An 18,816-nucleotide genomic window follows, 5' to 3' on the forward strand; every position below is an offset into this window, starting at 1 on the left:
TTTTTTCAATATCACTATTATGCATTCCTTGTTTTAAACAATAAATAAATAAAATAAGGTGCCCCTATTCCTGCCGTAAATACACCCGCAGGAATTTCCAAAGGAGAAAACATTGTTCTCCCGATTAAATCAGCTAACATAACCAATATCCCACCAATTAATGCCGACACTGGTAAAAGTGCTCCAAAAGAAGATCCTACTAACCTTCTTGCCATATGAGGAGCCATTAAACCGACGAATCCAATACCACCCGCAAATGCTACAGAACCTCCTACAAGTGCAGTGCTTACTAACAATAAGAAGAAACGTTGTCGTTGAATACTTCCCCCTACTCCTGTAGCTATGTCATCTCCAAGCTCTAAAATATTTATATTTTTTACCATAATGAAGGCAATCGTAACAAAAATAATCGTCCACGGCACTAATATAGCTACATTACTCCAGCTAGAACCATAAACACTACCAGTAATCCATATATTCGCTTGGCTCGCCCTATAAATCGGTCCCATAATCATCATCAATGTAGTTAATGCTTGCATGAGCGCCGAAATCCCTATTCCGATAAGCACTATTCTTATAGGTGATACGCCGTTTTTCCAAGCTAGAACGTATACTAGGAGCGCGATGACCCCTGCACCAACAAACGCTGCAAGAGGTAGCCATTTAATACTTACCGTTAAAGAGTTATTTGTATCACTGAAGAAGGATAAAAAACTTACAACTGCCACGGATGCTCCGCCAGTTATTCCTAAAATGTCTGGCGAAGCCAATGGATTTCGTATCATTCCTTGAAGGATTCCACCAGCTACCGCTAAAGCAATCCCTACCATTAGTGCTACAATAATTCTAGGTAATCGGAATGATTGGACTACAAGCTGTTCCATGTCGCTTCCACCACCAAAAAGAACGCTCAAGACCGTTAGAGGGCTTAATCTCATATCGCCTAAACCGGTGCTGACAATAAATACAACTCCCGTAATTACAAGGAAACTTATTAAAACGAATATAGCTTTTTTATCAAATAGAAAGGATATTTTTCCTTTTAACGCTCTAAAGCTTTTGTATTGATTCATCGTGCATTAAACCCCTTTCTTGCAATGTAGATGAAGAATGGAGTCCCTATGATAGCAGTCATTACACCTACTGGAATTTCTTGAGGCATAATGACATATCTCGCTAATATATCTGCAACAAGTAACAAAATTCCTCCTAGAACACCTGAAAAAGGTATAAGCCAACGATGATCAATACCAACGATAAATCTAGTAAGATGGGGAACCACAATTCCAATAAAGCCAATTGGTCCGGCGATAGCTACGGATCCTCCTGCTAATAAAATGACGATAATTGCCACTACAATTTTTAAAAACCCAGTATTTACACCTAAGCCTTTGGCAACATCTTCACCCATAGATAGAACATTCATTTTAGAAGCTATAATAATAGAACCTAACCAACCTAACAGTAAATAAGGTAAAACATTTAATAAGATTTCCATCTTTCTACCTTCAACTGATCCAGCTAACCAAAATAGCACCTGCTCAAAAGCAGCTTCATTTATAACAAGAAATCCTTGTGTAAAAGAGGCAAACATAGCTGACATAGCGGCTCCAGCTAGAGTTAGTTTCATAGGTGTGAGCCCTTCTCTTCCTGTTGCGCCAATAGTATATACAGCAATTGCTGCTACTGCCGCTCCTAAAAAGGATATCCAAGTAAATGCTTGAAGATTACTTACCGAGAATAAAGTAACTGCTAAAACTACTGCAAATCCAGCTCCCGCATTCACACCAAAAATCCCAGGCGAAGCAAGTGGATTTTTCGTAAGAGTTTGCATTAAGACCCCTGAAATGGCTAAGCTACTTCCAACAGCAGCAGCAATAAGAGCTCGAGGCAACCTCACTGTTTCAATCACTATATGTTCATTGGAACCATTATTATTTTGAAAAGCATCTAGAATCATCTTCCAAGAAGTTTCCGTATATCCGTAAACGATACTTGCACACATTAATAAGACTAATAGAGAAACGGCTATGATTAGACCAAGTAATCTTTGCCCCTTTGATTTTAATAACATAACAGTAACCTTTCTAAGACACTTTTATAAACGCTATTTACACCCTAGTCTATTGTAAGTTTTAAGGAGTGTCAATGAGTTTGAGAATCATTTTCAATTTCTTATTGACATAAGTTAAATAGAGCACTATTATAAAGCTTGTATTGAAAATGATTATCATTAACATTTGAATTTAGGAGGCAATCTAAGTGAATAATATGAAAAAGTTTTTCGCTATTATTTCTATATTTTCTTTATTGTTATTAACAGCGTGCGGACAAACGAAAGAAGACGCTACTACAACAGGTAAAGAGGACAAAGAAGACACAAGCTATACAGTAGAACATGCAATGGGTACTACTACAATTGAAAAAACACCTGAAAAGGTTGTAATTCTTACTAACGAAGGTACGGAAGCCTTACTTGCTTTAGGAGTAACACCTGTAGGTGCTGTTCAATCTTGGTTAGGAGATCCTTGGTATGACCACATTAGTGAGGATATGAAGAACGTAGAAGTTGTAGGCGTAGAGCAAGAGGTAAATTTAGAAAAGATAGCAGCCTTAAAACCAGATTTAATTATTGGGAACAAACTACGTCAAGAAGCTGTTTACGAGCAGTTAAGCGCAATTGCTCCTACTGTGTTCTCTGATACATTACGAGGCGATTGGAAAGAAAACTTCACATTATACGCTAAGGCATTAAACCTTGAAGAAAAAGGAAACGAAGTATTAAGTCAATTTGACACTCATATAGAAGAAGTAAAACAAAGTCTAGGGGACAAAGTGAACCAAGAAATTTCTGTTGTACGCTTTATGGCAGGTAAATCTAGAATTTATTATACTGACTCGTTCTCTGGAGTTATTTTTGATCAATTAGGATTTAAACGTGCTGCTCAGCAATCGGAACTTTTTACAGCTGATAACAAGCTTGGTAATTTAGCTATAGAAGTAGGAAAAGAAGTTATACCGAAAATGGATGGAGATGTGTTATTCTACTTCACATATGCACCACAAGGTGACCAAGCAGCACTAGATACCGCTGCTGAATGGACGAACGATCCTCTTTGGAAAAATTTAAACGCTGTAAAAAGCGGGAATGTTTATGAAGTAAGTGATGCTATTTGGAATACAGCCGGTGGTGTTTTGGCGGCAAATATCATGTTAGATGAAATCGAAGATATCTTTAATAAAAAATAAATAAATAAAAAGACTACAAACTCGAAAAATGAGATGTTTGTAGTCTTTTTATTTTAGTAGGATTAAACAATTTATATTTAGTCTACTAGAAGTCTAGTTTTTTTACCTTTTCATTTCGTTTTATTTGCTGTAGCAAAAAGAAAAATACTCCCAGCAACACAAGTATGCCTCCCATAATTTGCATGGCTACGAGTCGTTCATTTAAAATAATTGCCGCTAAAATAGTCGCCCCTACCGGCTCTCCCAAAATACTCATAGATATAGTAGTTGCACTAACAAAATTCATTAGCCAGTTGTTAATCACATGTGATATGGTCGGCACTATTGCAAGTAGCACAAAAATACCCCATTCTTTTGCATCGTAACCACTTATCTGAACGCTTGTTGCAATATTGTACACAATCAACGCAACTGCTGCAAAAGCGAAAACAGAAAAGCTATATATCCAATGGGACACTTTTTTGACGACACTTTGTCCTATTAATAGATATCCCACCACAGCAATAACACTTAGGAATGAAAGAATATCTCCAATAATGGCATTTTTACTTAAACCAAAATCACCCCACCCTACCATAACTGCTCCTACAACTGCTATTGCCATCGTCATTAAGGCAGATTTAGTTGTTTGTTCTTTAAAGAAAATCGCTCCGCCAATCAAAGCAATAATGGGTTGGAGGGCAAGAATAATTGTCGAACTCGCTACAGTAGTTAACTTTAAAGAACCAAACCAAAGAGCGAAGTGAAGTGCTAAAAATATGCCAGAAATGAATAACAATACCCATTCTCTTCTAGTTATTTTTTGAAACTCTTTTCTTTTAATCAATACAATTGGTAATAATAAAAAGCATGCTAAAATCATGCGATACATACTTAAAATAGTTGCTGGTGCATTCGACCATTTCACAAAAATCGCAGCAAAGGAAATTGCAACTATAGAAATAATCAATGGTAATACGATGGATTTCGATGTAGTTCCTTGATTCATTATAACTTACCTCATAACTTCCCTTATTTTCTTTTCGTACTTTAATATAATAGATAACGAACGGAAAGTGAAACATAAAATAAACTTTCTATCTTATCGATAGAAAGTTATTTAAAGGAATCTCTTTTTCTTTTCCTATATATATTACGAATACCTTTTATTCCTTCCGTTGCAAGTAAAAGAACAGATAATGAAATCCCTATTAATGCTGTTAGCAGTGATATCCATTCAAAAAAGGAGTACCCCGATACTTTTGACCAATCCGTTTTCCCTTTCCAGTCTTCTATAATTAAGTTCATACCATAAATTCCTGAAACCACTGTAAAAACCGTTAACATAAATAACAACATGTTTTGTCTCTTATCCCGTTGTTTTTCCTGTGCCTGATTAAGGTCATCTACCGTATTTTTCACTTCTTCAAACAAAGTATTTATATTAAATGTCTCCTTCAATATTTTTGTAAGCTCTTTACCTTCCATTCGAACCGAAACATTTTTAAAAAAGTAGCGAGAATCGAACTTTGAAATCATTTCTATTAATTCCTCTACATATTCCTGATCCTTTGACCAACTTACTTCGCTATGTTCGAAAGAGAGTTTTAACAGCATTATTTTATAGTAGTAATGAAGCCATAAATTATAATAATGAATACCCATAAAGTGTGAAATTTCATCCTCTAACTCACGATTTTTTCCCACTGAAACAGTAGTCTGTGTGTGTTCAGAAGTAATAATATATGTACTTGGTGCCCATCGATCATACAACCGTTTCTCAATATAGCGTTCAATATATTTTGGATTATTCGCCGAGATAAACTCCTGCCCTTTTGAATCTTTTCCATCCAACTGTCCCATTCTAAATAATTGGTCATTTGTTATTGTCTGGTTCTCGCCTGCTATAAAAAAGGCAGACGCAAGCATTCGTTCATCTTCAAAGTAAGGTAAACTTCCGTAGTACCCTTCTAATTTCTTGTTTCGTATGATAAATGGCTTTAAATTATGGCATAAATAATCTAAAATAAGCTCACTCGTTGAATCAAACTTTCCGTTTTGATGAATTATTTTACCGCCTTTTTCCTCTTCAATCTTTGCCTCTAATACACGAAAATGATTCATAAAATCCAAAACATTCGTTAGACTTTCTTGTTTTTTATCCATCTCTGTGCGAATGGTTATTAATCCTATTCCAAATGGGCACAATATAATATCGATGCTATTTAAAGTAAAATCTAAGTTGTTTCCATTTACTTCGTAAACATAGGAGTCCCTTATTTGTTTGGAATAACGTAAAAAACCTCTGTCTTTAGTGGAAAAAGGAAATAGTTTGTCTTCAATATACGGTAGAAAAAATTGATCTAATTCTTTATGACTAATTTTAATACCTTTCCCATAATAAAGATCCTGTAAATCTATATTTTTTAATTTAAAATAGTCAAACTGGTGCTCTACTAGGCTCTCCATTAAATCAGCCCGTTCTTTCTCGCGAAAAGAAAAAGGAAATAAGAATGTCATATATGACTTGGAGATAGTAAGATTATGTATTTTTATTTTCTCCACCATCTAAACGACCCCCTGATCTATTCCTTTGATAGATTATACCTCAATCCGTGAAACGCTAAACAAAAACACAGTTCTTCCTAATATCCCTTTAGGAAGAACTGTATTCATTTATCGAGTATTATTTTTGTTTGTTGTTTTGTTTGTTACGATTGTTTTTGTTTTTATTATTATTTCGCTCATTGTTATTCGTATTATTTAAATTTTGAAAGTTGAAGTCGTCAGCGAACTCAGCTTGGTTGTTTTGGTTGTTATTACGAACCGTGTTATTACGATTATTGTTTCCCATGAAATGCTCACCTCCTTGACCATCTTAGATTGGTCTGAATGGAGGAAATTATACTTTTTTAATACATATTATGTGGCTTTGATTCGTCCTTCTTGTTATCACTAACGTCTCCAGACATTTTATCTAAATCTGCTTCTTCTGCAAATTCTGTTTGTAAATTAGTTCTTTGATAATATCCAGTTTTTTCATCTGGATTGGATTTTTCTGGTTCAAAAATATTCATTTGCATATAACGATGGAAATACATTTCACCAACTCCTAAAATTAAAGCAGATATAAATGCTGCTGTTCCTAATGCAATTGGTTCATCATATAGGTTATAACCCAGCAACCATATCACCGCATAAGCAAGAACAAAATCACCGATTGCCGCAAGGACATTGCCAATCCTCGGCAAAATAAACTCATCCCCAATAAAACCAACAACAGTTAAAACTACACTAGTTATTAATATTTCGGATAAATCGACACCAAAAAATAAGCCTAAAACAACCCAAAGAACGGCAGTAGTCATAATTAATTTAATTACAAATGATCTTATATGCATCACTTCACACCTTTCCTTCACTCTTTGTTGGTTGACCTGTTCTATCTTGATTTTCGCCTTTGACTTTTTTAGCAAACCATTCATTCAGTTCTTTATAACTCATCCCTGAATTCGCATTTAATCTTTTTACCTCTTCTATGTTTGTACCAACGACCGTATAATTCTCTGGATTATGCTTTATGTGAAACCCTCCCTTTTTATACGATTGTAAGTTAGATTGTTCCCGCAAACGGGAATGTTTGTACCACTGGAAAAACAAAACACAAATCAAACCTACTTCTATAGCATCACCACCATAGTACATAATCATCCCTCCAAGTTCGGACTGTAATCTCGTAATGCCAACTGGAGGATGGGCATAGATGTGCTTAGAAAGGATTGCATGACCAGACAACGCAAATAATAAAATTACGGATCGATAAACAAAACTTTTTCTATTTGGGGACGGATCAATATAAATGATTGAAATAGTAAATAAATAACCAGCAAGAAAAACATGGAAGTGAATGAACACATATAGAAGCATGTTTTGGTGCATCATAAGGAACAACTCAGTTGTATAAAGTAACCATAGACCTCCGACATTCAATACGGACGCGGTGATAGGATGATGAAGGATTTGCAGTGGCCAACTACGTAATACATGAGAAACTTTCCTTGCAACGGGTACAGGAAGCGTTCGCAATATAAGGGTCATCGGTGCAGCTATTGCTATAAAAAGCGGGGCAAGCATACCAAGTAAAAGATGCCCAATCATATGTGCGGAAAAATTTGTATGTGATTGTTGAGCCAATGGTCCGATGACTGTAATCGTTGCTGATAATATACCCAGTATCAAAAAAACCATACGATACACCGGCCATTGTTTTTTTCTGCGATTAGATATTATTACTGCTGTTATATAAAGAATGAATGCAAGAAGAAAAGGAGTAGCCAGGACCACTTGAAAAATGTCTATATCGCTAGTAGAGGCTTGGTGATTAGTATGCATATGTGTTCTACTCCTTTCATTGTGCTCTTTGTCGAGTACTATAAAGAAGGAATATACCAATAATAATCATAATTGCTGCAGAAATATTCCATACTAAATCATAAGGAAGAATATTTACACCATAACGAATTTGATGTAGTCCCATCCATTTATGCTGAATTATCCCATCATAAAGTTGAAATGCACCTGCTCCTAAAAATATTCCACCTATCCATCGCTTTAACCAGAAGGCATGGCGACGGTGAAGATCAGCTAGCAAGAAGGAAGATCCTATTGTTGCAAAAAAACTAAAGGCATGAAATAAACCATCGGATACTAATCCAATATCCGTCGTGGACTTATCATAAAAATGATGCCAATGAAGAAGCTGATGAAAAACAGCCTCATCAATAAACGCAACAAAACCAAAGCCAAATAGGATGCCTGTCCACATATTGCGTTGCGCATATAATAAACGATTTTCATACTTCTTAGTATTTTTAGTCACTGTATTCATTTGGTCCTCCTTAAGGAAAGTTTTGGTTAGTTTCCCCCCGAAAAGGAATTCCTAAACCAATTGTGGGGATTCCAACTAAAACAATTGAGTTTTAAAAAAGTGATGAACTTACTAGGAAGACGCTAACAAACACAGTTGTGACTAATTGTTTTTTTACAATTATAGGATATTCCAATTAAAGTGGCTCGTTTACCAACTAAATCCTCTAGGATTCCAACTAGGGCAGGCTTTATTCCAACTAAACACTCTTAGATTCCAACTAAAAATTTTAGCTAGTAAAAAAATGATGCATATTCCAGGAAAACACTAATAAAAATAACCGTTGACTAATAAAATCGTTTGAAATTTTTTATTTATAGGCTATTCCCAACTAAAGTATTCTACTTTCCAACTAAATCCTCTAGGATACCGACTAAACGCCCTAAATTTCTACTAACTATTTGAAGATTATTTTCAGCCGTTTGTAGCTTCTATTTTCCAATAATAAAGTGAGCGGAAAATAAATTCCGCTCACTTTATTAATTATTCTAAACTACCTTTAAACATTAGCTCTTTAATTGTAAAATTGTCAGCTTTACCCTCTAAAATATATTCAACATCTTTTAGCGTCTGTTCCATGGTTACCTCTTTACCCTCATGGCCCGTAACTTCTTCAGCGACAAAAAACGGTTGAGTAAAATAAGCTTCTAATCGTGTGCCACGTTCGTATGTTTCTAGATCAGTGTCTCGAATCTTATCTTTGCCATGAACTGTTACGATCGAACGCAGTTCTCGATATCTTCTTAATAACTTTTGAGCACGTTGCCTTAAGTTAAAATGACGTTGATCTAAATCTACTCCTTCAATTATTGAGGATGTAGAATATAACGGATGCACCGCTGGATACAAATGTCTTGTAGCGAGATCAACATCTAGTTGCCATACCGTTTCTAAAGGACCGTAAGGCATTTCCTCATCCACTACTTCTCCAGAAAGGTCTAATAATATGGTTGTAATATTATTAATACTTTCAGCCACTAGTTTTTCTTGTAAATCTAAAAGTTCTCCGGATACAATGTAGCTTTTATCCGTTATAAAAATGATATCCCCCGAAATTGCAAAAAGACTTTTGAAAGTCTCCTCAATCGATTTTGTTACATAGTCAGCTAATTCAATGGTCCCTTCTAATACACTGTATTCTGTTGTCGGTAATAAGAATACAGTTGTATAATTGCTCTTTTTAAATCGATGCATTAATTCAGCTAAAATGACAACCTGCCCCATACCTGGTCTAGCAATTAAACCAGTCGTGCCTTCTTTTACGAGCGGCGCAAAGAAATCCAAAGTTTTAATTTTCGTTTCAATCATATTCAACTTCTCCCCTCTTATTATAAGCTCATCTACCGTACAGTTAGCTAATGATGCAAGACCTACTAGCGTTTTTACCTCAGCCTTCCCTAAGTCAATTTTTCCTGTGCATAAATTCGAGACAGTAGCTGGTCGAATTCCTATCGATTTAGCAGCGGTTGTTAGGTTAGGTACTTTTCTTCTTAATAAGGCAACGTTCAAACGTATTTCATCCATAATTTTCCCTCCTCGTTACTTTTAATAGTAATTTATTTTACTTTTAAATGCAATATATTTTTCTCTTGAGAGTAAAAAATATTACTCTATAGATAAAATGTAAATTTTTTTACCTTTTTATTAAGAGGCAGGAATTCGCCATTCCTATGTGGAATATTTCTTAATAATAAGGAGGATTAAAAACGTATGACTCACTTCATTTCGCGCATTTCCACAATAGAGATTCCGGTAAGTAATTTAGAGACTTCCATTGATTTTTATACAACTGTACTTGGTGTGTTTATAGATTTTAAAGGTGAAAAGGCGGCAATGTTGTCTTTTCATCAAAAAGGAGTTCCTACGATTTATTTAGTAGAGACAGAGGACTTCCAACCTCTTTCGTTTTCTAATAATCAATCAAAAATAGAGCATAGTATTATCGATTTCTATACTCCTTTACTAAAGGACTTTTACAAATTTCTAGAAAAGAAAAATATTGAAGTGGGACCATTGAATATAAATGAGGAGGGCATTGGAGGATTTGGTTTTAAAGATCCTGACGGAAATCTGCTGAGTGCATGTAATATAGAACATCTTGGACAATAAAAAGAAAACTACTAATCGCACCCTTTAATACCTGTTTTCATTAATACCTGTTTTCAATCGATTCAGGAGTGCTATGGTCAGTCTTTGGCTACAACATTACCGTGAGATTAATGATAGGGGTGGTCGTGACTGCAGTCACGACCACCCCTTCTTCTTACGATAATCTTGTTGCCTTCGTCTGTCCTTCGCCCTCTTGAAACTTTTGGAAACAGGTTAATAAAGCCTTGGATTATTAGAGAATTGATTCTGTCTTATTCATATTGTAAGCTCCCGAAGATGTAATTTCGGTCGCTTTCCACTTACTTTATTAAGTAATCACTAACTAATTTTCTGGTTTTGCTTTATTAAGACAATCTTGTTTTGAATTGAAATGTTATATATCTAGTCGGAAAGAAAAAGCACCAGGTTCATACACAATGTAAAATTGTAGATGAACCTGGTGCTCCGTATTATTAGATTGTTATTGTGCTCAATGACTTATTTAAAAGAAATAATACCTTTTCATTAAATAATGAAGGTGATACTCGAGACATTTCTTCAATCGTTTTGTATTGAATTTGATGGAATTGAGGGTGATTTTCAATACCCCTTAAAATACTGTTCATAACTTCGTGTGCTTTTGGATTCATCATTATATCAGAAAATGTACTGTTTATAGAGAAAACATCTCCAGTTATTGATAATTCTTCTACTACAACATTTTGTGTATTAGGCATTAAAAACCAATCCGTTACGGAGTATATATCTACAACAGCAGGCTCTTGTGGTTTTGCCTCTACAACAGTTTCGATAGGACTAACTTCTGTTGTTGGAGTTGGCTGTGGTTGCTCATCGTTTTCAGTTCCCGGAGTAAGTTCGGGCTTCTCTCCCGTTTCCGGTGTTGGTTCTAGAACTACTTCTGGACTTGGAGTAGTCGGCGTTACCGGAGTTGGTACTGGAATGAGTTTTAATTCAACAGCTTGACCATCCATTTGTGCTTTTGCCTGATTTAGAATTGCATCTAAGTTAGCTAGAATTGCTGCCTTTTGCGGAGAATTGTCTACTTTCATACTTGCTCTAATTTTCTCCGCATGCGTTTGTAGCGCTGCAATGCGACTTTGTTTTTCAGAAGCAGTAAAAGCAGCTAGTTGTTCTTCTGCAATTTTCATTTCCTCTTGCAGTTGACCTTTCAATTGACCCATAAGCAAATCTCTTTCCGTATTAATAGCTGCATCAATTTCTTTTAGCGATTCGTCTTGTTTTTTAGAAAACCAATTTGCCATTAAAAGTTGAACGTCTTGATCAGCCAAAGCTGTTTTAACACCACCACCAAGTCCAATAGATAGGCATAGAGCGCCAGCTATTATAGTTGCCTTTTTAATAGGTTTTCTTTTATATTTTTCTAATCTACTTAGCATGTATTTTCCTCCAATCAGAAGAATAAGGACCTCTTAATAACGGAGGCCCTTATTAAGAATATTATAAGAGATATTAATTATTAAACGCTGTGTCTACAATGCCTTGTAATTCTGATTTCGCTAACCCTTCAAGTTCTACAGCTTTTGCAGTGATTAATCCTTGTTGAACAACAACTAATGCATCCCTTTTAGCTGTAATAATTCCACGAAGTTCAATAATTTTAGCATCAATTAGAGCAATAATTTCATCGGTAGTTTGAGTAGTTTCAGCAGACAATTTATTTTGAAGATCTGTTTTTGCAGCATTTATCGCATCATTTAAATCATTAACTGCAGTAGCTTTTGCTCCTTCTAAATCAGTTGTTAATGTTCCAATTGCTTCAGTACCCTTTGCTCCAGTGTGAACTGTTAAATCATTATTAGCGTAATTTATTGCCGATGTTCCCGCTTGATTGATTAATCCATTTGCAAAGCCTCTCAGTTGATCAAATTGACCAGATAGATAGGATTCAATATGTTCTTGCTCTTCTTTAATTGCATCTATATGGTCTTGCGCTTCTTTACTAATTTTTTGTTTTTTATCAGCCGATTCGCTATTTTTAGTTTGATTAATGCTATCTGTTGCTCCTTTTTTTAATCCGTTATATTCAGTTACTAAGCCATTTATTCTCCCATTTACATTACTCGCAACATTAGCTTCGATTTGTGAAGAAGCACTATTAAATTGACCGTCATACCAAGCTTTTAATTTTGTCCCAGCATCTGAAGCTCCAAATGCTACTCCTGCTCCTGCAAACAAAGTTACTGCTACTGTTCCTGCGACTACTTTACCTTTTACTGTTTTAATCATTTTAATATCTCCCTTAAGTTTTATAATTTTTTTAAAATAAGTCCTTAATTACCAAATACCTCTATTAGTACTTCTTCGATGTCTTGATCGATTTCGTATTCAATCTTCTCTTTATCTACGTAATCTTCAAGGTTTACTTCTTTTAGCTCGGTGACTGATTGGTCTAACTGACTTTTAGTGTCCTGTTGATACCCCTCAATACTAGCCTTTGATTCTTTTATCTGATTACTAATCATACCTAAAATGGAAGACTCAAAACTCTCTAATGTTTCCAATAGAAAGATATTTACTTCTTTGAAGGTTTTATCAATATCAGATGACACAAACTCTCTTTTACTTCCACTCTCCTTTACTAATGTTTGTCCATACCATTTAGAAAGGGTGTTTTGTGGGAGACCACTTGCATAAATGGTGCTGGCGCTTAGTAATACCCCGAGTAGTACAATAGTTCCAATTATTTTCTTAATATCTAGCACCCCTTTCTAGTTGCCCCTAAACATTCTATCCATGTACCTATTATTTTATAACTAATTTTCCAAATATATTTTTAATATTGTTTAATATCATTATTTTTTATGTAATAAGACACAAAAAATCACGCATCAAAATTCGATGCGTGATTCCTTTCACTCATAGTATCCTTCTATTTTTCTAAAAATATCAAATATATATAATTTTTATATCTATTTACCCAATAACTTTTTACCTCTCGATACCCCCTATGTTGTTAAGGTTAATTCCTTCTCCAATGATTTGATAATTTCTCCAATAATACCACTAGTTTGATGAACTCCTAGGTCGGTATTCGTCATAATTACAATGCCCGTCTCTAAATTAAGATGGGCAACCATCATACATTGAAAACTTACTCCCGAACCAAGCGAAGTAATTTCGAGTTCTTGTTCGGAATGATCGAGAAACACACCTAATCCGGTCAACTTGGCACAGCCTTGTGAAGATATCATTTCTTCTGCAACTCTTTTTTTCCGCCTAATTTTTTTATAATGTTTTATAGTAAATGATTGTCGCTTGTAATTCACCAGTTTCGGATTGGGCAAAGTTCGGAATCTTACCTGCTGGAATATAGCCTAATGAAGTGTAGAGGAGATTGGAGGGGTCTCCTTCTCTTGTGTCTAGAACCAACAAAGACTTTCCTTCTTTAATTGCTCTCTCTTCTACTTTTTCCATCAAGTAACGACCAATTCCATTACGTCTATAATGAGGATGTGTCATTAATTTTGCTATTTCAGCTCTATGAACACCATTCGGCTTTTCACATAAATGTAACTGTACACTGCCGACAATTCGATTGTTCCTTTTCGCCACAAGCAAGATGACATTAGGGCTTAGAACACCCTCCCAATAGTCCATAGCATCGGAAAGCTGTAGTGGTGGTAAAAACCCAACTGAAGCTCCATCATCTACTACTTGAACGAGTAGCTCTGAAAGTTCTTCCATATGCTCTTCCGTGGAAAAAAGTTGTTCCATTACCATTTGATTTATCATTTCTATCACCTCATATTAATGTGTTTTACTCTAATTCGACAAAGGTTTAATCTTTTCCTTTTAAAATAATGACATTTTCGTATATATGGTATAGACCTAAGGCATTGCAGTATTACTAACCATCATAGGATAACAAAAGCTCCTCATCTTAAGTGATGAGGAGCTTTTGTTTAAATAATTTGATCGATTATACCGTAATTCACCGCTTCTTCTGCTGTCATGAAATAATCACGGTCTGAGTCTTTTGCAATTTTGTCGATTGATTGGCCTGTTCGTTCTGAAAAAATGCGGTTGATCCGCTCTTTCATCAGGAGGATACGTCTAGCACTAATTTCAATATCACTTGCTTGACCTTGCGCTCCTCCAAGCGGCTGATGAATCATAATTTCACTGTTCGGTAAGGCAAAGCGTTTTCCTATTGTACCTGCAACGAGTATCGTTGCACCAAAAGATGCTGCCAACCCTGTACAAATAGTCCGAACATCAGGTTTAATTATCTGCATAGTATCGTAAATAGCAAAGCCGGCACTTACCGATCCACCTGGACTATTAATATACAATGAAATATCCTTTTCTGGATCCTCTGCTTCTAGAAACAGCATTTGTGCCACAATATTATTTGCAACTACATCATTGATTTCTGAGCCAAGGAAAATAATTCGGTCTTTCAATAATCTAGAGTAAATATCATAGGAACGCTCTCCGCGACTTGTTTGCTCCACCACATATGGAATAAGATTAGACATTTAATAACTCCTTCTTTAGGCTACTGCTAAAAGCTCTTTTTGCTCCATCCAAGCTATTTGCGACAGCAAGGTCGATAGCTCTAATTGATAAAAAGGAACCATTAGGACTCCACCATTTTTCTTTGGAATCGAGATAAGCACATAAGGAGTACCGCTACCCACAAAAGATTGTACCACTGGGATTGAATTACATTTTGGCTCATTAGTTTGAGCTTGCATGAACGGAGCTTGTATTTCTTCTTGATAAAGTCGTAAGACGGTGTCAGGACTTCCATTTTTTAAAGCATCTATATATGGAATAGTGCATTCTTCTTCAAGCTCGTAAAGGGGTTCTTGTCGGACTAGCTGTTTTAAGTTTTTACGAGCACGATGAAGGGCAGCTTTTATAGACCCTTCACTAGAAGAAAGAAAGTTAGCTGTTTCTTTTACAGTGTAACCAAAACCAAATACTAACAATACGACTGTCCGTTGTTTGGCTGTCAACTCGTTGAGTAATCGATTAATCGTCGGTGTTATTGATTCTGTATGAGGTTCATCATTTAATTTAATCTTGGTTACATCTTGATACATATCTTCTTCTATTTTTCGTTTACGATATTTATCAATCCACGCATTAGAAGCTATCCGATACAAATAAGCCTTCGCTATTTGTTTAGGCATTTTCAACCAGCTTTCATACGTTTTTACAAGGGTCTCCTGCATTAGATCTTCCCCGTCCCATTTGGTATTCGTAAGGGATAGACAATACTTTTTTAAATCGAGCAAGTAAGGCTCGATTGCCATCTCAAATTCATCATTCATTTCAATGGGAGTTTTTTCAACAAGCGGCCGCATGTTTATCCCTCCTAAAAATTTGTCTTTCACTTATATAAACGGAAAAAGGGAGCTAAAAGGTACGGCTTAAAAAAAAATTTATCGATACGTATCATGTGTCGGTTGAAACAAATCTTCATGCGCACTTCGTACAACGGAAAAATGTTCAACATTATAATGACCATGAAGTATTTTATTATGATGGTTAATGATTTGTTCTGCTGAAAGGATCGTGGAATCGTTTGTAGAATGCCCATCCCCAACTAACGTTACATCCATATTATTTACTGTTGCAGTTCTAACCGCGGTGTCAATACAGTGTTCGGTTTTACAACCCATAATAACGACGTGTTTGATCTCATTTTCCTCTAAGTAATTTTTTAGTCCCGTTCCGTGAAACGAATTAGTAGCTGCCTTATCAAATATTTTTACATCTATTGGAATGGTAATATCCGAGTGTATTTGAAAGCCTTCCCCTTTTCCCTCCGAAACATCCGTATCTCGGACAAATAATACGATTGCATTAGATTCTAAAGCTTTTGTTATCACTAAGTTAATGTTAGCAACTAGCTCTTTTTTCTTGAATACACTTTTTTCATTTTGATTCCCTTCAATCAATTCTTGCTGAGCATCGATGATCAATAAAGCTTGTTTCAATAGAAACACTCCTTTTCTAATTCAAATAGGTCTTCATTTGCAACCTGTTTATTTTATTCGACCATTTTCAATCATTTACCTTTTTATTTGAACTCATAAAAAAAGAAGGGATGAAATTCATCCTCTTCTTTAAAATGAGCTTTCTTAGAATCCAGGAAAGTTGGATAAATGACTAAAGTTAATGAAAAATACAATGAACGCTAATATGCCTAGAAATAAAATCGTGGATGTTTGTTTGAAAGAATCCTTCACGCGCAGATGTGTCAAAATTCCACCAATGGCTGTGATCCCAATTATTAGCGCTCCAACAGCTGCCCAGCTATGCGCCAAAATTCCGATAAATAATGCCAATGCCCCTGCTAATTGAACAATACCGGTAACAACGCGGAACCACTGTGGCAACTTCCAATGATTAAAGTTTTGAACATGCATCTTCGAGCCAGTTACTTTACCGTATCCAGCAATCAAAAACGAGAAACCTAATAAAACCTGCAAAATAATTGATATAATTCCCATTTTCACATCCCTCCTTTATTACTTTATATATGCTTGAAGGAACTAATATACGAAAACTTTTTTATACAAAAAAAGACTCGAAAAAATTCGAGTCTTTTTACGTTTAGTTAATGCGGTTTTATTACCAAACAAATAAACCTACAATTGCAGCACTTAATAAGGAAACAGCGATTCCGCTGACAAGAAGTTTCCAAACGTTTCTACCTATAATAGCTGACTTTCCTTCTGACAATAGGGAATTGTATGATCCATAAATCATACCAATCGTACTGAAATTAGCAAACGACGTTAAGAATGTCGAAGCTACAGCTACGGTATGCGGTGACAACGTTTGTAATTGATCTTTTAAGTCTACCATGGCAACGAATTCATTTGTCGCTAATTTTGTCCCCATTAGCTCCGCAACATACATAGCTTCTTGCATTGGTAAGCCAAGCAACAAGGCAAATGGACTAAAAATTACACCAAATATTTTTTGGATAGTCAGACCATCCACGAACACACCTAATATTCCATTTACCGCAGCAGTTAAAGCAACGTATCCAATAAGCATTGCTGCGATTACGATTACCATGTTCATACCAACCATCATACTGTTCGAAATAGTAGAGAAGAAATCCTTTTTCTCCGATTTAGGTGGTGTATAAATAATATCTTCTTCTTTTGTCACAGATATTGGATTTAGTAAGCTGACAATGAGTAGTGCGTTTAAACAGTTTAACGGAATGGCACTAAAAACATACTCGGCTGGGAGCATTGTTAAATAGGCACCTATTATGGATCCACTGATACAACTCATACTCATGATCCCTATAGTAAGTAAACGGTTATCCTTTAATACTGCTAGCTGGTTTCTTATAACAGCTAAGGCTTCCGTATTTCCTAGGAACATCATTTGAATGGAGTAAAAACTCTCTAATTTCGGTAGCCCTGATATTTTTGATATAACCCAACCAACTTTATCAATCAGCCAAGTTAAAATACCAAAGTAAGAAAGTATATCAAAAAAGGTTACGACGAAAATAATCGGAAGCAATGCACTAACTAAAAAATCCACAGATTCATTTCCAAAGGCAGATGGAATAACAAAAGCGATTCCTTCATTAGCACATTCGATTAGCCATATAAAGAAATCGGCAATTTTATTGATGACCCAACCACCGATATTTGTTCCTAACATAAATGCTGTAACAAGAAGTTCAACAATTAATATGGAAATAATCGGTCTCCATCTAACTTCTTTCTTACTTGGAGAACATAAATAAACAAGACCAAGTACCACAATAATACCTATAACATTCAATAAAAAATACATCCAAGCAACTCCTAGTTGTTAAATTAACTAGCCCTTATTTTTCATTATTTCCGTTGAATGAAAAAAATAAAAAATAGGGGCTTTAAAATAGAAAGAGTAGTTTATACCTACCCCTTCCCTTATTCATATTTAATCAAACTTCAAGTATTCTAAGCTTCTCTATCTTCAGCTATAAATGATTGACTCAAAAAATCCAAGTGGATACAAGAAAGATTTTATTTATACTACCCTTTCCCTTTCTCATAAGCAAGTGATTATCTCGAATTCGAAATTGCAAAATTAATACAAAAATTCACAAATAAATATTATTTTTAAGAAGTTCTTGCATATAAAATAGTATGAACAAAATTCTTTTTCTCATACTGATTAAGACAATGACAATAGGTCACCGAATTTTTCAGTGACCTAAAATTTCTTCCTATTTATTCTTGCTTGCTAAATGTCCTAAAACTAAATAAATAATTCCGATGAACATAATGAAAAGTTCACTTTTAAAACCACTCGGGCCAAATGATAGTAAACAGGTTATCATCAAGCCAAAACCAAGCATTAAACATAATCCAGTATAAATAAATTTCCAAGCTTTATTTTTAAGAAAAAATGAATCAATTCCAGTGATTAAACCAAACAGAAGCAATAGTATCATTAGGATTAATATAACTAATTTATCGGATGATGAATAATCATTACTTGTTTTTAATGCTGTTGATAAACTCATTCCTATAATGGACAATATTCCAAAATCCTATCTA

At 35.1% G+C, this 18,816-nt stretch carries 21 protein-coding genes and 1 pseudogene; 2 read left to right on the top strand and 20 right to left on the bottom strand.

Annotated elements, in window-relative coordinates; translation table 11 throughout:
• Positions 1–17: 17 nt before the first annotated feature.
• On the bottom strand, positions 18–1,073 hold the full coding sequence (locus tag P2Q73_RS12640; RefSeq protein WP_053591468.1) for a FecCD family ABC transporter permease: 1,056 nt from the start codon (positions 1,071–1,073) through the stop codon (positions 18–20).
• Complete coding sequence (locus P2Q73_RS12645) at positions 1,070–2,074, bottom strand: FecCD family ABC transporter permease (RefSeq protein ID WP_275787736.1); 1,005 nt, start codon at positions 2,072–2,074, stop codon at positions 1,070–1,072. The genes P2Q73_RS12640 and P2Q73_RS12645 overlap by 4 nt, the downstream gene beginning before the upstream one ends.
• Positions 2,075–2,271: 197 nt before the next feature.
• Here P2Q73_RS12645 and P2Q73_RS12650 point away from each other — a divergent pair, with 197 nt between their 5' ends.
• Complete coding sequence (locus tag P2Q73_RS12650; RefSeq protein WP_275787932.1) at positions 2,272–3,249, top strand: ABC transporter substrate-binding protein; 978 nt, start codon at positions 2,272–2,274, stop codon at positions 3,247–3,249.
• Between the two features lie 85 nt (positions 3,250–3,334).
• Here the strand turns inward: P2Q73_RS12650 and P2Q73_RS12655 are convergent, their stop codons facing one another.
• The 7 genes from P2Q73_RS12655 to P2Q73_RS12685 form a co-directional block, all read right to left on the bottom strand.
• Positions 3,335–4,237: a DMT family transporter gene (locus tag P2Q73_RS12655; RefSeq protein WP_056830724.1), complete on the bottom strand. Its 903-nt coding sequence runs from the start codon at positions 4,235–4,237 to the stop codon at positions 3,335–3,337.
• Positions 4,238–4,344: 107 nt separating this feature from the next.
• Entirely contained in the window at positions 4,345–5,796 is a 1,452-nt protein-coding gene (locus tag P2Q73_RS12660) for a magnesium transporter CorA family protein (protein WP_056830726.1), read from the bottom strand.
• Between the two features lie 118 nt (positions 5,797–5,914).
• The gene (locus P2Q73_RS12665) at positions 5,915–6,082 is read right to left on the bottom strand and encodes a hypothetical protein (protein WP_172794360.1); all 168 of its coding nucleotides are present in this window, start codon (positions 6,080–6,082) and stop codon (positions 5,915–5,917) included.
• A gap of 58 nt (positions 6,083–6,140) precedes the next feature.
• Positions 6,141–6,629, bottom strand: coding sequence for a YndM family protein (locus P2Q73_RS12670; protein ID WP_275787743.1), 489 nt, complete (start codon positions 6,627–6,629; stop codon positions 6,141–6,143).
• 4 nt (positions 6,630–6,633) lie between these two features.
• Positions 6,634–7,620, bottom strand: coding sequence for a cytochrome c oxidase assembly protein (locus tag P2Q73_RS12675; protein ID WP_345798850.1), 987 nt, complete (start codon positions 7,618–7,620; stop codon positions 6,634–6,636).
• Positions 7,621–7,636: 16 nt separating this feature from the next.
• A complete protein-coding gene (locus P2Q73_RS12680; protein WP_275787746.1) occupies positions 7,637–8,116 on the bottom strand; it encodes a DUF2243 domain-containing protein in 480 nt (159 codons plus the stop codon).
• 522 nt (positions 8,117–8,638) lie between these two features.
• Positions 8,639–9,679: an ATP synthase beta subunit C-terminal domain-containing protein gene (locus P2Q73_RS12685; RefSeq protein WP_275787747.1), complete on the bottom strand. Its 1,041-nt coding sequence runs from the start codon at positions 9,677–9,679 to the stop codon at positions 8,639–8,641.
• A 186-nt stretch (positions 9,680–9,865) separates the two neighbouring features.
• Between P2Q73_RS12685 and P2Q73_RS12690 the strand changes: the two genes are divergently transcribed.
• A complete protein-coding gene (locus P2Q73_RS12690; RefSeq protein ID WP_056830734.1) occupies positions 9,866–10,264 on the top strand; it encodes a VOC family protein in 399 nt (132 codons plus the stop codon).
• A 452-nt stretch (positions 10,265–10,716) separates the two neighbouring features.
• Here P2Q73_RS12690 and P2Q73_RS12695 read toward each other — a convergent pair whose 3' ends face one another.
• The 11 genes and pseudogenes from P2Q73_RS12695 to P2Q73_RS12745 form a co-directional block, all read right to left on the bottom strand.
• Positions 10,717–11,661, bottom strand: a complete 945-nt coding sequence (locus P2Q73_RS12695) for a hypothetical protein (protein WP_275787750.1) — start codon at positions 11,659–11,661, stop codon at positions 10,717–10,719.
• A gap of 73 nt (positions 11,662–11,734) precedes the next feature.
• Positions 11,735–12,511 carry a hypothetical protein gene (locus P2Q73_RS12700; protein ID WP_275787753.1) on the bottom strand — a complete coding sequence of 259 codons (777 nt, stop codon included), beginning with the start codon at positions 12,509–12,511 and terminating at the stop codon, positions 11,735–11,737.
• Between the two features lie 44 nt (positions 12,512–12,555).
• Positions 12,556–12,987: a hypothetical protein gene (locus tag P2Q73_RS12705; RefSeq protein ID WP_275787756.1), complete on the bottom strand. Its 432-nt coding sequence runs from the start codon at positions 12,985–12,987 to the stop codon at positions 12,556–12,558.
• Between the two features lie 243 nt (positions 12,988–13,230).
• Positions 13,231–13,479, bottom strand: a pseudogene (locus P2Q73_RS12710) (serine hydrolase domain-containing protein); the annotation flags it as partial.
• Between the two features lie 31 nt (positions 13,480–13,510).
• On the bottom strand, positions 13,511–14,017 hold the full coding sequence (locus tag P2Q73_RS12715) for a GNAT family N-acetyltransferase (RefSeq protein WP_056830737.1): 507 nt from the start codon (positions 14,015–14,017) through the stop codon (positions 13,511–13,513).
• Between the two features lie 170 nt (positions 14,018–14,187).
• Complete coding sequence (gene clpP, locus P2Q73_RS12720) at positions 14,188–14,763, bottom strand: ATP-dependent Clp endopeptidase proteolytic subunit ClpP (protein WP_056830739.1); 576 nt, start codon at positions 14,761–14,763, stop codon at positions 14,188–14,190.
• A 15-nt stretch (positions 14,764–14,778) separates the two neighbouring features.
• On the bottom strand, positions 14,779–15,597 hold the full coding sequence (locus P2Q73_RS12725) for an RNA polymerase sigma factor (RefSeq protein WP_056830741.1): 819 nt from the start codon (positions 15,595–15,597) through the stop codon (positions 14,779–14,781).
• A gap of 78 nt (positions 15,598–15,675) precedes the next feature.
• Positions 15,676–16,233 (bottom strand): isochorismatase family protein, encoded by a 558-nt coding sequence (locus P2Q73_RS12730; RefSeq protein WP_056830743.1) that lies wholly within the window; start codon positions 16,231–16,233, stop codon positions 15,676–15,678.
• 144 nt (positions 16,234–16,377) lie between these two features.
• Positions 16,378–16,749 carry a DoxX family protein gene (locus P2Q73_RS12735; protein WP_056830745.1) on the bottom strand — a complete coding sequence of 124 codons (372 nt, stop codon included), beginning with the start codon at positions 16,747–16,749 and terminating at the stop codon, positions 16,378–16,380.
• 121 nt (positions 16,750–16,870) lie between these two features.
• Positions 16,871–18,064, bottom strand: a complete 1,194-nt coding sequence (locus P2Q73_RS12740; protein ID WP_275787766.1) for a nucleoside transporter C-terminal domain-containing protein — start codon at positions 18,062–18,064, stop codon at positions 16,871–16,873.
• A 418-nt stretch (positions 18,065–18,482) separates the two neighbouring features.
• Complete coding sequence (locus P2Q73_RS12745) at positions 18,483–18,797, bottom strand: hypothetical protein (protein WP_275787769.1); 315 nt, start codon at positions 18,795–18,797, stop codon at positions 18,483–18,485.
• Positions 18,798–18,816: the final 19 nt, after the last annotated feature.

Origin of the sequence: Bacillus sp. Cr_A10 (genome assembly GCF_029222665.1) — a bacterium.
Classification (GTDB): domain Bacteria; phylum Bacillota; class Bacilli; order Bacillales_A; family Planococcaceae; genus Psychrobacillus.